At 65.3% G+C, this 14,250-nt stretch carries 15 protein-coding genes and 1 pseudogene; 13 read left to right on the forward strand and 3 right to left on the reverse strand.

Annotation, left to right across the window (positions count from 1 at the left end):
- Positions 1 to 73 precede the first annotated feature (73 nt).
- From ACYCFC_RS08685 to ACYCFC_RS08695, 3 genes are all read left to right on the forward strand, one after another.
- On the forward strand, positions 74 to 625 hold the full coding sequence (locus ACYCFC_RS08685; RefSeq protein WP_459653694.1) for a hypothetical protein: 552 nt from the start codon (positions 74 to 76) through the stop codon (positions 623 to 625).
- Positions 626 to 814: 189 nt separating this feature from the next.
- On the forward strand, positions 815 to 1,846 hold the full coding sequence (locus tag ACYCFC_RS08690; protein ID WP_459653695.1) for a ligase-associated DNA damage response exonuclease: 1,032 nt from the start codon (positions 815 to 817) through the stop codon (positions 1,844 to 1,846).
- 47 nt (positions 1,847 to 1,893) lie between these two features.
- The gene (locus tag ACYCFC_RS08695) at positions 1,894 to 2,682 is read left to right on the forward strand and encodes an AraC family transcriptional regulator (RefSeq protein WP_459653696.1); all 789 of its coding nucleotides are present in this window, start codon (positions 1,894 to 1,896) and stop codon (positions 2,680 to 2,682) included.
- On the opposite strand, the gene leuA is transcribed toward ACYCFC_RS08695, so the two are convergent.
- Positions 2,679 to 4,352, reverse strand: coding sequence for a 2-isopropylmalate synthase (gene leuA, locus ACYCFC_RS08700; RefSeq protein ID WP_459653697.1), 1,674 nt, complete (start codon positions 4,350 to 4,352; stop codon positions 2,679 to 2,681). The two genes, ACYCFC_RS08695 and leuA, sit on opposite strands and share 4 nt — an antisense overlap.
- Positions 4,353 to 4,501: 149 nt before the next feature.
- Here leuA and ACYCFC_RS08705 point away from each other — a divergent pair, with 149 nt between their 5' ends.
- Positions 4,502 to 6,241, forward strand: coding sequence for an ATP-dependent DNA ligase (locus ACYCFC_RS08705; RefSeq protein ID WP_459653698.1), 1,740 nt, complete (start codon positions 4,502 to 4,504; stop codon positions 6,239 to 6,241).
- Positions 6,242 to 6,335: 94 nt separating this feature from the next.
- On the opposite strand, the pseudogene ACYCFC_RS08710 reads toward ACYCFC_RS08705, so the two are convergent.
- Positions 6,336 to 6,782, reverse strand: a pseudogene (locus ACYCFC_RS08710) (REP-associated tyrosine transposase); the annotation flags it as partial.
- Between the two features lie 357 nt (positions 6,783 to 7,139).
- Here ACYCFC_RS08710 and ACYCFC_RS08715 point away from each other — a divergent pair.
- From ACYCFC_RS08715 to ureC, 5 genes are all read left to right on the forward strand, one after another.
- The gene (locus ACYCFC_RS08715; protein WP_459653699.1) at positions 7,140 to 7,973 is read left to right on the forward strand and encodes an urease accessory protein UreD; all 834 of its coding nucleotides are present in this window, start codon (positions 7,140 to 7,142) and stop codon (positions 7,971 to 7,973) included.
- A gap of 52 nt (positions 7,974 to 8,025) precedes the next feature.
- Positions 8,026 to 8,328: an urease subunit gamma gene (locus tag ACYCFC_RS08720; RefSeq protein ID WP_459653700.1), complete on the forward strand. Its 303-nt coding sequence runs from the start codon at positions 8,026 to 8,028 to the stop codon at positions 8,326 to 8,328.
- A gap of 54 nt (positions 8,329 to 8,382) precedes the next feature.
- Complete coding sequence (locus tag ACYCFC_RS08725; RefSeq protein ID WP_336509700.1) at positions 8,383 to 8,892, forward strand: GNAT family N-acetyltransferase; 510 nt, start codon at positions 8,383 to 8,385, stop codon at positions 8,890 to 8,892.
- Positions 8,889 to 9,194 carry an urease subunit beta gene (locus ACYCFC_RS08730; RefSeq protein ID WP_181082635.1) on the forward strand — a complete coding sequence of 102 codons (306 nt, stop codon included), beginning with the start codon at positions 8,889 to 8,891 and terminating at the stop codon, positions 9,192 to 9,194. Before ACYCFC_RS08725 ends, ACYCFC_RS08730 begins: the two co-directional genes overlap by 4 nt.
- A gap of 103 nt (positions 9,195 to 9,297) precedes the next feature.
- Positions 9,298 to 10,998, forward strand: a complete 1,701-nt coding sequence (ureC, locus tag ACYCFC_RS08735) for an urease subunit alpha (protein WP_181082634.1) — start codon at positions 9,298 to 9,300, stop codon at positions 10,996 to 10,998.
- 137 nt (positions 10,999 to 11,135) lie between these two features.
- Here the strand turns inward: ureC and ACYCFC_RS08740 are convergent, their stop codons facing one another.
- Positions 11,136 to 11,402, reverse strand: a complete 267-nt coding sequence (locus ACYCFC_RS08740; RefSeq protein WP_181082633.1) for a DksA/TraR family C4-type zinc finger protein — start codon at positions 11,400 to 11,402, stop codon at positions 11,136 to 11,138.
- Positions 11,403 to 11,696: 294 nt separating this feature from the next.
- Here ACYCFC_RS08740 and ureE point away from each other — a divergent pair, with 294 nt between their 5' ends.
- From ureE to ACYCFC_RS08760, 4 genes are all read left to right on the forward strand, one after another.
- Positions 11,697 to 12,197 carry an urease accessory protein UreE gene (gene ureE, locus ACYCFC_RS08745; RefSeq protein ID WP_181082632.1) on the forward strand — a complete coding sequence of 167 codons (501 nt, stop codon included), beginning with the start codon at positions 11,697 to 11,699 and terminating at the stop codon, positions 12,195 to 12,197.
- Entirely contained in the window at positions 12,194 to 12,871 is a 678-nt protein-coding gene (locus ACYCFC_RS08750; protein WP_459653701.1) for an urease accessory protein UreF, read from the forward strand. The genes ureE and ACYCFC_RS08750 overlap by 4 nt, the downstream gene beginning before the upstream one ends.
- Before the next feature lie 62 nt (positions 12,872 to 12,933).
- Entirely contained in the window at positions 12,934 to 13,548 is a 615-nt protein-coding gene (ureG, locus tag ACYCFC_RS08755) for an urease accessory protein UreG (RefSeq protein ID WP_181082630.1), read from the forward strand.
- Between the two features lie 30 nt (positions 13,549 to 13,578).
- Positions 13,579 to 14,151 (forward strand): HupE/UreJ family protein, encoded by a 573-nt coding sequence (locus ACYCFC_RS08760; RefSeq protein ID WP_181082629.1) that lies wholly within the window; start codon positions 13,579 to 13,581, stop codon positions 14,149 to 14,151.
- The last annotated feature ends 99 nt before the right edge of the window (positions 14,152 to 14,250 follow it).

Here is a 14,250-nt window from a genome sequence, read left to right on the forward strand (position 1 = left end):
CCACCGGGCTCCGCACGTCGGATCGGTGAAGCGTGATCCGACCTACACTGTTACCCGTACAAAGGAGATATCCATGAGCCGCTACGAAATCGCCTTTTCCGGGGAGCTGGCGCCCGGTGCCACGCTGGAGCAGGTCGAGGCCAATCTGGCGCGGCTGTTCCAGGCCGACGCCCAGCGCATCGCCCTGCTGTTTTCCGGTCGCCGCATCGTCATCAAGCAGGACCTGGACTACGACAGCGTCGAGAAATACCGCCAGGCCATGACCCGCGCCGGGGCGGTTGCCGAGGTGCGGCCCATGCCGGTGGAGGTCGAGGAAATCGAACTGGCGCCGCCGCCTGTCGAAGCGCCTGCCACCCCGCCAACCCATGAGCCCGGCACAACGCCCAAGCCATTGAAAGTCGCACCGCGCGATGAATACATGGCCGCCTTCGTCGATGTCGAGGCACCGGACTTCGGTATCGCACCCATCGGCGCCGATCTGCAGGACGTCCGCCCCTCGACCCAGCCACCGGCGCTGGACCTGTCACAGTTCAGCCTGGCGCCCGTGGGCAGCGACATGAGCGAGCGCCGCCGCGCCAGCGACGCACCCGCGCCGGACACCTCGCATCTGAAGCTGGTGGACTGACCGCCGCCTCGGGCAACGGCGGAAAAGTTTCCGCCGCTTGCCTGCAGGCGTAGGGCGGATTTCAATCCGCCTGGTTGCGCGGTCCGGCGATGTTTCGCGGTGGCGGAAAGATTTCCGTCTTACGGATTCGCCGAACTCGCGCTGTTCCGGCAGGTTCCAAGACTACAAGCCCTCAACCTGCCTGTAGCCATGGACCTTGTCGTCGCCCGCCCCGAAGGCCTCTATTGCCCGCCCGGTGATTTCTACATCGATCCCTGGCGCCCGGTGGAGCGTGCCGTCATCACCCACGCCCACGGCGACCATGCGCGCTGGGGCATGGGGCATTACCTTGCCGCCGCCGACAGCGAAGGCATCCTGCGCTCGCGCATCGCCGCCGACATGCCGCTGCAGACGCTGGCCTACGGCGAAACCATCACTCATCACGGCGTAACGCTCAGCTTCCATCCCGCCGGCCACGTGCTCGGCTCGGCCCAGGTGCGCCTGGAATACAAGGGCGAGATCTGGGTCGCCTCGGGCGATTACAAGGTTGAGCCCGACGGCACCTGCGCACCCTTCGAGCCGGTGCGCTGCCATACCTTCATCACAGAATCGACCTTCGGTCTGCCGATCTACAAATGGCCCGCGCAAAGCGAAGTGTTCCGCGACATCAACGACTGGTGGCGCGCCAATGCCGCTACAGGGCGCGCCAGCGTGCTGTTCTGCTACGCCTTCGGCAAGGCGCAGCGGATTCTCCACGGTCTCGACGAAAGCATTGGCAGCGTGGTGGTGCACGGTGCGGTCGAGCCACTGAACCGCGTCTATCGTGAGGCCGGTGTGTATCTGCCTCCCACGGTCTATGCCGGCGATCTGAAGAAAGGCGATCCGCGCCTGAAACAGGCGATCATTCTCGCCCCGCCTTCGGCGGGCGGCAGCACCTGGATGCGTCGCTTCGGCGACTATGCCGACGCCTTCGCCAGCGGCTGGATGATGCTGCGCGGCACCCGTCGCCGGCGTGGCGTGGATCGCGGCTTCGTGCTGTCCGACCACGCCGACTGGCCGGGCCTGCTCTGGGCCATCGAGCAGACCGGCGCCGAACGGGTGATGGTCACCCATGGTTCGGTACCGATACTGGTGCGTTACTTGCGCGAACAGGGCCTCGATGCGCAGGCATTCGAGACCGAGTACGGCGACGAGGACGAGTCCGAGGCCGACGAAGGAACCTCTGCGGGTGATGCCCGATAGGCACTTGGTCCACAATGGGCGCTCGTTCCAAGAGAAGCCCTCCCCCGATGCTCCATGATCCCTTCGATGATCCTTTCGCCAGTCCGGTTTGCGCCATCGCCCAGGACTATGTCCATGGCGAGCGCGTGCCGGCACACCGGCACTCCCGGGCGCAGTTGGTCCATGCGTTGAGTGGCGTGGTCACGGTGAATACCACGCAGGGCAGCTGGGTGGTGCCACCGGGTCGCGGCGTCTGGTTGCCGGCGCAGGTGGAGCACGATCTGAAATTCGCCGGGCGGGTGCGCATGCGTACCCTGTTCGTCGACAGCCTGGCCAGGGCCGACCTTCCATCCGCCTGCCGGGTGGTGGACATCACGCCTCTACTGCGCCAGTTGATCATCGCCGCCATGCGGGTCGCGCACCATTACCCGCCCGGCGGTCGGGACGAACGGATCATGGAGCTGATCCTCGATGAGCTGCGCGTGCTGCCGATCCTCGCGCTGCACGTCCCGCTGCCGATCGACCCGGCGCTGGCCGAACTGTGCCGGACCATACGCCGCCGGCCGGCGGACGACTGGAGCCTGCAGCGAAGCGCCGAGCAGCTGGGTATCAGCGGACGCACCCTGACCCGGCAGTTCCAGCGCGAAACCGGGCTGAGCTTCAGCCAGTGGCTGCAGCGGGCCCGCCTGCTGGCCGGTCTCGATGCGCTGGCCGCCGGGCACCCGATCATCGAGGTGGCGCTGGATCTCGGCTACGACAGCCCCAGCGCCTTCAGCGCCATGTTCCGACGCACCCTGGGCTTGCCACCCAGCCAGTACTTCGGCGACACCCCGGCGCATGGCGCCGAGGGTGACTAGGACAACAACCGCGCGGTGGCGCTGATCAGCGCACGAATCGCGGACGCCGTGGCATCGCTATCGATGCCCACGCCGAACAGGCTCCGGCCCTCCGGCCCCCGGCACTCGACATAGCTCACCGCCCGGCTGGCGGTCTCGCGACCGAGGCTGTGCTCCTGATAATCGAGGATTTCCAGCTGCAGGTCGAAGGCGCCGCGCAAGGCATCGACCGCGGCGCTCAGCGCGCCGTTACCCTGCCCTTGCAGCGAGATGACCTCGTCGCAGCGGCGCACCTGGCCGGAAAAGCCATGCAGCCGGTCGGCGTCTCCGGACCCGCTGATCCGATAATCCAGCAGGCTCAGCTCGGCCTGCCCATGCAAGCCATAGGTCTGGCGGAACAGCTGCCAGAGCTGCGCCGAGGACTGTTCCCGGCCGGTCTCGTCGGCCCGCAGCTGGACGATGCGGCTGAACTCCATCTGCAACCGGCGTGGCAGCCGCAGGCCGTGATCCTGCTCTAGCAGCCAGGCGATGCCGCCCTTGCCCGACTGGCTGTTGACCCGGATGACCGCCTCATAGCTGCAGCCGACATCGGCCGGGTCCAGCGGCAGATAGGGCACGCACCAGAGCCCGTCGCTGCGTTCGGCCTGCGCCGCGAAGCCCTTCTTGATCGCGTCCTGGTGCGAGCCGGAAAAGGCGGTGAACACCAGCTCGCCCGCATAGGGATGACGAGGATGCACCGGCAACTGGTTGCAGGCCTCCACCAGCCGCACCACTTCGCGCATATCGGAAAAATCCAGCCCCGGATCGATCCCCTGGGTGTAGAGGTTCATCGCCAGCGTCACCAGGTCGACGTTACCGGTACGCTCGCCATTGCCGAACAGGCAGCCTTCCACCCGCTGCGCCCCGGCCAGTTGAGCCTGCTCGGCACAGGCCACTCCCGTGCCCCGGTCGTTGTGCGGATGCACGCTGATGGTCACCGCCTCGCGGGCGCCGAACCGACGGCAGAACCATTCGATCTGGTCGGCATAGACGTTGGGCAGCGACACTTCCACGGTCGCCGGCAGGTTGAGGATCAGCGGCCGTTGTGCATCGGGCTGCCAGGCTTCGGCCACCGCCTCGCAGATTTCCAGGGCGAACTCCAGTTCGGTGAAGCAGAAGGTTTCCGGCGAATACTCGTAGGTCCAGCGGGTCTGCGGTTGCGCCTCGCACAACTGGCGGATCAGCTGCGTGCCCCTGACCGCCAGATCGATGGTCGCGGCCTTGTCCTGGCGGAAGACCACTTCGCGGAACAGCGGCGCCGTGGCGTTGTAGAGATGGACGATGGCCTGCGGTGCCCCACGCAAGGACTCGAAGGTCCGGCGGATCAGGTCCTCCCGGGCCTGGGTGATGACCTGGATGCAGACGTCCTCGGGGATGCGCCGCTGCTCGATGAGCTGGCGAACGAAGTCGAAGTCCGTCTGCGAGGCCGAGGGGAACGCCACCTCGATCTCCTTGAAGCCGAGCGCGACCAGCAGATCGAAGAAGCGCGCCTTGCGCTCGGCGTTCATGGGTTCGATCAGGGCCTGGTTGCCGTCGCGCAGGTCGGTGGAACACCAGCGCGGGGCGTGCGTCAGGGTACGGGACGGCCACTGGCGGTCCGGCAGGGATACAGCGGGAAAGGGACGGTATTTGTCTTGCGGTCGTTTCAGCATGAGCGTGCTCCAAGTGGCTGGCAGCACAGCATCGCCGCGGATGACGCCTCGCTGCGCAGGCGCAGCGGACGGTCGCCGTCGCGAAACGGACACGAACGCCTCCCGGGCCCGGGCGTCTGAATAGCAACGCTGCATCGTCAGAGAATCCGATGAAAGCCTTCGCCACCCTCTACAGCCGTCTCGATGCCACCACCTCGAACAACGCCAAGCTGGCCGCCATGCGCGACTACTTCCGCGCAGCCGACCCCGCCGATGCGGCTTGGGCGGTGTACTTCCTGGCCGGCGGCCGGCCACGCCAGCTGGTGCCGGCGAAGGTGCTGCGCGCGACAGCCATAACAGTTGCGCAGCTGCCCGAATGGCTGTTCGAGGAGAGTTACCAGGCCGTCGGCGACCTGGCCGAAACCATTTCCCTGCTGGTGCCCGAGGTTAGCCACAGCTCCGACGAAGGCCTGGCCGTCTGGCTGCAGGACAGGCTGCTGCCCCTGCGCGGCCTGCCACCCGACGAGCAGGCAGCGCGCCTGCCCGCGCTCTGGGCGCAACTGGACCGGCTCAGCCTGATGGTCAGCATCAAGCTGATCACCGGCGCCTTCCGGGTCGGGGTTTCGAAGCTGCTGGTCACCCGTGCCCTGGCCGCGCTGGCCGACCTCGACCCGAAACGGGTAGCGCAGCGCCTGGTGGGCTACACCGACCTCTCCCACCGGCCCAGCGCCGAAGGCTACCTGGCGCTGATCGCCGACGAATCGGAACACGAACACGCCCAGCGCGGCGGCCAACCTTATCCCTTCTTTCTCGCCCACTCGTTGCAGGCGCCGGTGGATGAGTTCGACACGCTGCTCGGAGCGCCGGAGCACTGGATGGTCGAATGGAAGTGGGACGGCATCCGCGCGCAACTGGTCAAGCGTGACGGGCAGATCTGGATCTGGTCGCGTGGCGAGGAGCTGGTCAGCGAGCGCTTTCCCGAGCTGTGCGAACTGGCCGGCTGCCTGGCGGACGGCACGGTGATCGATGGCGAGATCCTGGTCTGGAGACACCCGCCCGAGCAACCACCCGCCGCGCTGCCCGGCATCGATACCGTGGCGCCCGCCCTCGAAAGTTTCGGCGTGCAGCCCTTCGCCCTGCTGCAACAGCGCATCGGGCGCAAGAACCTCAGCGCCAGGGTGCTACAGGACGCACCCGTCTCCGTGCTCGCCTACGACCTGCTGGAATGGCAGGGCGAAGACTGGCGGCAACGCCCGCACCACGAGCGCCGGCAACGGCTCGAAGCGGTGGTCGCGCAATGTCCCAACCCGCGCCTGATGATTTCGCCGCAGGTCACGGGCTCCGGCTGGCGGGACCTGGCCCGCCAGCGCGAAGCCTCCCGCGCCTTGGGCGTCGAGGGCATGATGATCAAGGCGCGCGCTGCCCAGTATGGCGTCGGTCGCACCAAGGACGTGGGTCTCTGGTGGAAATGGAAGATCGACCCTTATTCGGTGGATGCCGTGCTGATCTACGCCCAGCGCGGCCACGGCCGCCGCGCCAGCCTCTATACCGACTTCACCTTCGCCGTATGGGACGGCGAACCGGGCGATCACGAACGCAAGCTGGTGCCCTTCGCCAAGGCCTATTCGGGCCTCACCGACGAGGAAATGCGCAAGGTGGATGCCATCGTGCGCAAGACCACCGTGGAAAAATTCGGCCCGGTGCGCAGCGTGACGCCGACACTGGTGTTCGAGCTGGGCTTCGAAGGCATCGCCGCCAGCAGCCGTCACAAGAGCGGCATCGCGGTGAGATTCCCGCGGATGCTGCGCTGGCGTCATGACAAGCCAGTGGAAGAGGCCGATACGCTGGAGACGCTCAAGGAACTGCTGGGCGTAGGGCCGAATTCATTCGGCCAACCTGCCCCGCCCTAATATCTGCAGACCGACACACCTGGCCGAACACGTTCGGCCCTACAATACAGCCACAACTCGCCCCCGACCGTAGGGCCGAATTCATTCGGCCAGCCAACCACACCGCATCCCACCACGGATAATCGCCGATACGCTCCACCAACCCGGCACGTAGCGGGTTGGCGACGATATAGCGTGCAATCGCCTGGACGTCTTCTTCGCAGCGCAAGGCATGATCGTGATAACCCGGCTGCCACACCGAACCCGGTCGTTGCAACGCTCGACTGAGGACTTGCCCGCTGCGCCCCTTGAAGCATTTCAACACCTGATCGAGCGCATGCCGCTCGCCAAGCTCGAACAACCAGTGCAGGTGATCGGGCATCAGAACCCAGGCAAGCGTGGAAACCCAAGCATCGTCGTTCAAGACGCGCATCTGGCCAATGACCAGGCAGGCGCAAGACGGGTCCGAGAACAATGGCTGGCGGTTTTTCGTGCAGGTGGTGACGTGGTAAAGCTGACCGGGCGCGGAATAGCGACCCAACCGCAAAGCGTCGCGCGACATGTCCTTATGTCCCGTACGGTGGAGGAAGACAAACCATAGGGAGGCCGTGTTGGCCGAACAAGTTCGACCCTACAAGCCTGTGATCGCTGCCACATCCGTGCATGCCTGACTTGACCGAACACGTTCGGCACTACGGCACATATCTGCCGCCCCGCCCCCGACCGTAGGGCCGAATTCATTCGGTCGCTCTAGCGCACCACTCCGGCGCGCGCGATGGGGAAGCTGCACGTATCAAGCACCACCCTGGTGCAATCGTTTAATTCCCAAAATCCTACATAGCGACCGTACCGCCCTGAAACCCACCAAGGCACGACTATTGCTGGATGGCGATCAAACGATCAAAGAACTCTGTTTGCGATGACCGCACTGACGCCCCTGTTCACCCCTCACTGGCACGCCGAGCTGGAACTCGGTTATGCGCGTTTCGGTGAATCGACGCGCCCGGTACAGCGGCGGCACAGCGGCCCCCTGCGGGTGCAGAAGCATCTGTATGCCGAAGGGCCTGAAGTCTGCCAGCACATCATCGTGCATCCACCCGGCGGGATTGCCGGCGGGGATCGTCTGGATATCAGCGCGCAGGTAGGCGCCAACGCCTGGGCGCAGCTGACCAGCCCCGGCGCGGCCAAGTGGTACCGCGCCGCTGGCCCGGCGTTTCAGCAGGTGCGCTTGCATGTCGAAGCCGGCGCCACGCTGGAATGGTTGCCCCAGGAAACCATCGTCTATTCCGCTGCGCAGGCCGAGCTCACTACCGCCATCGAACTGGAAGCTGACGCCCGGCTGTTCTACTGGGACATGGTCGCACTGGGCCGCCCGGCGGCGAACGAGCGCTTCGACGCCGGACACTTCCAGGCGCGACTGGATATCCGCCGTGACGCCAAGCTGCTCTGGCACGAATGCCAGCGGATAACAGGCGACGACGGCCTGCTGGATTCACCGATTGGTCTCGATGGCCAACCCGTATTCGCCACGCTGATCGCCAGCGGCGAGATCGATGGCGAGCTGCTGGAACGCTGCCGAACACTGCCGAGCCGGGTTCGCGGCGATCTGAGTCAGTTGCCGGGGCTGATCATCGGGCGCTGCCTGGCCAGCGAAGCCCTGCATGCGCGTGCCTGGCTGATCGAGCTGTGGCGCCTGCTGCGCCCGGCACTGCTGGGGCGCAAGGCCGTGCCGCCACGGATCTGGAATACCTGACACCCTGGTGGGCAAGGCTTTGCCGTTGCCGACCCTACGAATGGAGCAAGCGATGGACCTCACACCCAGAGAGAAGGACAAGCTGCTGATCTTCACCGCAGGCCTGGTCGCCGAGCGCCGCCTGGCGCGTGGCCTGAAGCTCAACCATCCCGAGGCGATGGCCTATATCTCGGCGGCGCTGCTCGAAGGCGCCCGCGATGGCCAGACCGTCGCCGAGCTGATGCACTACGGGACCACCCTGCTCAGCCGCGAACAGGTTATGCAGGGCGTACCGGAGATGATTCCGGAAATCCAGGTGGAAGCGACCTTTCCTGACGGCACCAAACTGGTCACCGTTCATCAACCAATTCCCTGAAAACGGGTCGATGTCTACTGCGCCCTATCGCCAACCGTATTGAAGGATTTGACCGTGCAGCTACGTGACGCCCTGGACACCGACCTTGAAGGCATCCTGCTGATCTACAACGACGCGGTGCAGAACAGTACCGCAATCTGGAACGACCGGCTTGTCGATCTCGACGAACGCCGCGCCTGGCTGGCCGAACGCCGCGCACAGGGCTACCCGGTACTGGTTGCCGTCGATGAGCGGCAACAAGTGATCGGCTACGCCTCCTTCGCACCCTGGCGCCCGCACGACGGCTTTCGCCATACGGTGGAAAATTCCGTCTATGTGCGCCCCGGCCAGCGCGGCAGCGGCGTCGGACGCAGCCTGATGGAAGCCCTGATCGAGCGCGCCCGGCGGTTGGACAAACATGTGATGGTCGCGGCAATCGAGAGCGAAAACCGCGCTTCGGTGCATATGCATCAGCAGCTCGGCTTCATTCACGTGGGGCAGATGCGCCAGGTCGGCTGCAAATTCGGTCGCTGGCTGGACCTGACCCTCATGCAACTGAACCTGAACAGGACGTCCGCCCCATGATTCCAGGCGAATACCAGATCCAGGATGGCGAGATCGAACTCAATGCCGGGCGCCGCAGCCTGAGCCTGACCGTGGCCAACAGTGGCGACCGGCCCATCCAGGTCGGTTCGCACTACCACTTCTTCGAGGCCAACGATGCGCTGGCCTTCGACCGTGCCGCCGCGCGAGGCATGCGCCTGAACATCCCCGCCGGCACCGCAGTGCGCTTCGAACCGGGCCAGAGCCGCGAGGTGGAGCTGGTCGAGCTGGCCGGAGAGCGCCGGGTGTTCGGCTTCGCCGGGCGGGTGATGGGAAATATCTGAAAAGACGACAAGAGCGGCTGGAGGCTAGAAGCTGGACGGATGATCTGCTTTTTCGTCCAGCCTCCAGCCTTTAGCCTCCAGCGAATTGGAAGGAACTCAAAGCATGAAGATTTCCCGTCTGGCCTACGCCGACATGTTCGGCCCCACCGTTGGCGACAAGGTGCGCCTGGCCGACACCGAGCTGTGGATCGAGGTCGAAAAGGACTTCACCACCTATGGCGAGGAAGTGAAGTTCGGTGGCGGCAAGGTGATCCGCGACGGCATGGGGCAGAGTCAGCTGTGCGCAACCGAGGTGGTCGATACGCTGATCACCAATGCGCTGATCATCGATCACTGGGGCATCGTCAAGGCCGACGTGGGCCTCAAGGACGGGCGCATCGCCGCCATCGGCAAGGCCGGCAACCCGGACATTCAACCAGACGTGACCATCGCCATCGGCGCGGCGACAGAAGTCATCGCGGGTGAAGGCATGATCCTCACCGCCGGCGGCATCGATTCGCACATCCACTTCATCTGCCCGCAGCAGATCGAAGAAGCCCTGATGAGTGGCACCACCACCCTGATTGGCGGCGGCACCGGGCCTGCCACCGGCACCTGTGCCACCACCGTGACGCCCGGCCCGTGGCACATGGCGCGGATGCTCCTGGCTGCCGAAGCCTTTGCGATGAACATCGGTTTCACCGGCAAGGGCAATGTCTCGCTGCCCGAGCCGCTGATCGAACAGGTGAAAGCCGGCGCCATCGGACTCAAGCTGCACGAAGACTGGGGCACCACCCCGGCCGCCATCGACAATTGCCTGTCAGTCGCGGACCAGTACGACGTGCAGGTGGCGATCCACACCGACACCTTGAACGAATCCGGCTTCGTCGAAACCACCCTCGGCGCATTCAAGGGCCGCACCATCCACACCTACCACACCGAGGGCGCCGGCGGCGGCCACGCACCGGACATCATCAGGGCCTGCGGCTTGCCCAACGTGCTGCCCAGCTCGACCAACCCGACCCGGCCCTTTACCCGCAACACCATCGACGAGCATCTGGACATGCTCATGGTCTGCCACCATCTGGACCCGAGCATCGCCGAGGACGTGGCCTTCGCCGAGAGCCGCATCCGCCGCGAGACCATCGCCGCCGAGGACATCCTGCATGACCTCGGCGCCTTCTCCATGATCAGTTCCGACAGCCAGGCCATGGGCCGCGTCGGCGAGGTGATCATCCGCACCTGGCAGACCGCCGACAAGATGAAGAAACAGCGCGGCGCTTTACCCGGTGACGGGCCGGGCAATGACAATTTCCGCGTCAAACGCTACATCGCGAAATACACCATCAACCCGGCGATCACCCACGGCATCAGCCACGAAGTGGGTTCCATCGAAGTCGGCAAGTGGGCCGACCTGGTGCTCTGGCGCCCGGCCTTCTTCGGCGTCAAGCCCACGCTGATCCTCAAGGGCGGCGTTATCGCCGCCAGTTTGATGGGTGATGCCAACGCCTCGATTCCGACTCCGCAGCCGGTGCACTACCGACCGATGTTCGGCAGCTACGGCGGCTCGCTGCATGCGTCGAGCTTCACTTTCATCAGCCAGGCGGCATTCGACGCCGGCGTGCCCGGGCAGCTCGGCCTGAAGAAGAAGATCGGCGTGGTGAAGGGCTGTCGTTCGGTGCAGAAGAAAGACCTGATCCACAACGACTACACCCCGGACATCGAGGTCGATCCGCAGAATTATCAGGTCAGGGCAGACGGCCAGTTGCTCTGGTGCGAGCCGGTCGAGGTGCTGCCGATGGCGCAGCGCTATTTTCTCTTCTGAAGGGCTGCTTCGCAGGAACCGTACCGCATGGTACGGCGGTCGTATCTTGGAAACGCTCCTTGAGCGTGGCGTATTCGTCCAGATACGCAGGACCCCATCGCTGCGCTTTCAATGCCCACGGCAGACAGCAAAAGATATCAGCGCAGCTGGCTATCCTTGCTGCCGCGGCGGTTATAGCCGCTGAACTGTGCGTCCTGCTTATCCTGCTCGGCCTGGCACACCACGCAGAGCCGTACGCCCGGCACCGCCTGGCGCCGCGCCTCGGGAATCTTCGCATCGCATTCCTCGCAGTGCGTCAGGCTTTCGCCCTGCCCCAGCCTGCTGCGGGCACGCTGCACCGCATCATCGATGGTGCTGTCGATCTGTTCCTGCACCGCACCTTCCTTCGCCCAACCAGTCGCCATTGCAACCTCCTGCCTGCTCGGGCAGCCCATGGGTATTCAAGACATTGGAACCGCGGAGCGACAGGCCGTTCAGTGCCGGACACGTCGCCAGCCGCTGCGTTGAAGATACTCACAACCTGCACATGGCGGAAGCATTGCACCAAAGTTAGGCGCAGAGCCGTTCTGCGCACCATGACGAAACGGGCCGATCCCCCTTTCAAGGCACATCCGCCTGAGAAACCCGCGCGACGCTTCCGCCCTCAAGGTTGGCAAGGGCCTTGCTCTGCTTGTTCCATCACACAAGCGGAACTGCCCATGCTGGTCATTCATCAACGTATCACCGCGCAGGCCACCGGCGACGCCGAGCTGGAACTGACCTGCGAGGCGCGCAGCAAATCGCGGTTGCGCTGTTTCTCCACGGCTGGCGAAGAGGTTGGCCTGTTTCTCGAACGCGGCCAGCCGCCGCTGCAGGATGGCGAAGCCTTGCTGGCCCAGGACGGTCGCATCGTTATCGTGCGCGCCCGCGCCGAAAAGTTGCTTCACGTGACCTGCGCCAACAGCTTCGAGCTGACGCGGGCGGCCTACCATCTGGGCAATCGCCATGTGGCCCTGCAGGTGGGCGATGGCTGGCTGCGCCTGCTCGACGACTACGTACTCAAGGACATGCTGCTGCAACTCGGCGCGCGGGTCGAAGCCATCGAAGCACCCTTTCAGCCGGAGCATGGCGCCTACGGCGGCGGCCATCATCACTCCCATGCCGGCGAAGCCGAGTTCAGCTATGCGCCACGCCTGCATCAGTTCGGTGCGCGCAGGTGAATCACACGGCGTTCGCATTGCTGCGGCTGGCCAGCCCGCAACTGCCCATCGGCGGCTACAGCTATTCCCAGGGCCTGGAAATGGCGGTGGAACAGGGCCTCGTGCAAGACGAGACCAGTGCCGGAAACTGGCTCGCCGACCAGATGCTGCTGAACCTGGCGCGTTTCGAGATGCCGTTCCTGCTGGCCCATTGCGAGACAGCCGCCGCCGAAGACTGGGCCGAACTGGAGCGTCTGGCCGCCCGCCATCGCGCCAGCCGCGAAACCCGGGAATTGCGCCAGGAAAGCCGGCAGATGGGCTACTCGCTCAAGCAACTGCTGAGCAATCTGCCGGAACTGGACGAGCCTGCCCGCACCCTGTTTGCACGCATTGAAGAACCCAGCCTCGCCCTGGGCTGGGGGCTGGCCGCACGCGCCTGGGGCATCTCGCCCGAAGATGCGCTCACGGCCTGGCTCTGGGGCTGGCTGGAGAACCAGCTGGCGGTGCTGATGAAGACCCTGCCGCTGGGCCAGCAGGCCGCACAGCGCCTGACGTCCGGGCTTTTGCCGACACTGCGGCAAGCCCAGCACACCGCGACCGAGATTACCCCCGAACACTGGGGCAGCGCTTCCTTTGGCCTGATGCTGGCCAGCATGGCCCATGAGCGCCAGTACAGCCGCCTGTTCCGTTCATAAGCGAGGCAGACAGCGCCTAGAACGCTACCCACGCATCCGCTCCCATTACAGAGGACCTCACCATGAACACCCAACCCCTGCGTGTCGGCATCGGCGGCCCGGTCGGCTCCGGCAAGACAGCCCTAACCCTCGCCCTGTGCCTGGCGCTGCGCGAGCGCTACAACCTGGCCGTGGTCACCAACGACATCTACACCCAGGAAGACGCCCAGTTTCTGGTGCGCAACGAAGCCCTGGCACCCGAGCGCATCATCGGCGTGGAAACCGGCGGCTGCCCGCACACGGCAATCCGCGAAGACGCCTCGATCAATCTGGAGGCCGTGGAGCAGCTCAATCGGCGCTTTCCGGGGCTGGACCTGATCATCGTCGAATCCGGCGGCGACAACCTCTCGGCCACCTTCAGCCCGGAACTGTCCGACCTGACCCTCTACGTCATCGACGTTTCTGCCGGCGACAAGCTGCCGCGCAAGGGCGGGCCGGGCATCTGCAAATCCGATCTGCTGGTGATCAACAAGATCGACCTGGCGCCGATGGTCGGCGCCTCACTGGAAGTCATGGACCGCGACACCCGCAAGATGCGCGGCGACAAGCCCTTCGTGTTCAGCAACCAGAAGGTTGGCCAGGGCCTCGACGAGATCATCGCCTTTATCGAAAAACAGGGAATGCTCCGCGCAGCCTGACACCCCAATCCAAACCAAGGAGATCCATCGATGAAGCTTCGCCTGCCCCTCGCCATGAGCGCCCTGCTACTGACTCCGGCCCTGGCCTTTGCCCATCCGGGACACGACCATTCAGGCCTGATATCCGGCATTGCCCACCCGATTCTGGGCCTCGATCATCTGCTGGCCATGCTCGCCGTCGGCCTGTGGGCCTCTCAACAGCAGGGCAATGCGCGCCTGGCGCTGCCGTTGAGCTTCGTTGTCACCATGCTTATCGGCGGCCTGCTGGGTTTCGCCGGCATTCAGCTGCCATTGATGGAAACAGGCATCGCCGGTTCAGTCCTTGCGCTCGGCCTGCTGGTGGCGCTGGCGGTGCGCCCGGCATTGCCGCTGGCAGCCGGCCTGACCGCATTGTTCGCGCTCGGTCACGGCATGGCCCACGGTCTGGAACTGCCGGAACTGGCCAGCCCCTGGGCTTATGCCGCCGGATTCATCGCCGCCACGACCGCCCTGCATGCCGCCGGCTATGTCGCTGCCCGCAGCCTGCCGGACGCTGCCGCACCCCTGGTGCGCATCGCCGGGATCGCCTCGGCACTGGCCGGCGCCTGGCTGCTGGCGGGCTGAGCGAAGCGGCATCCGCTCTCGCACCATGAACGTGCAGCACCCTGCCACAGCCTTTCACACCGCCCCGTTTTCGCCCTGCAGCAACGCGCCGCCCCTCGC

Source organism: Stutzerimonas sp. NM35 (assembly GCF_054604355.1).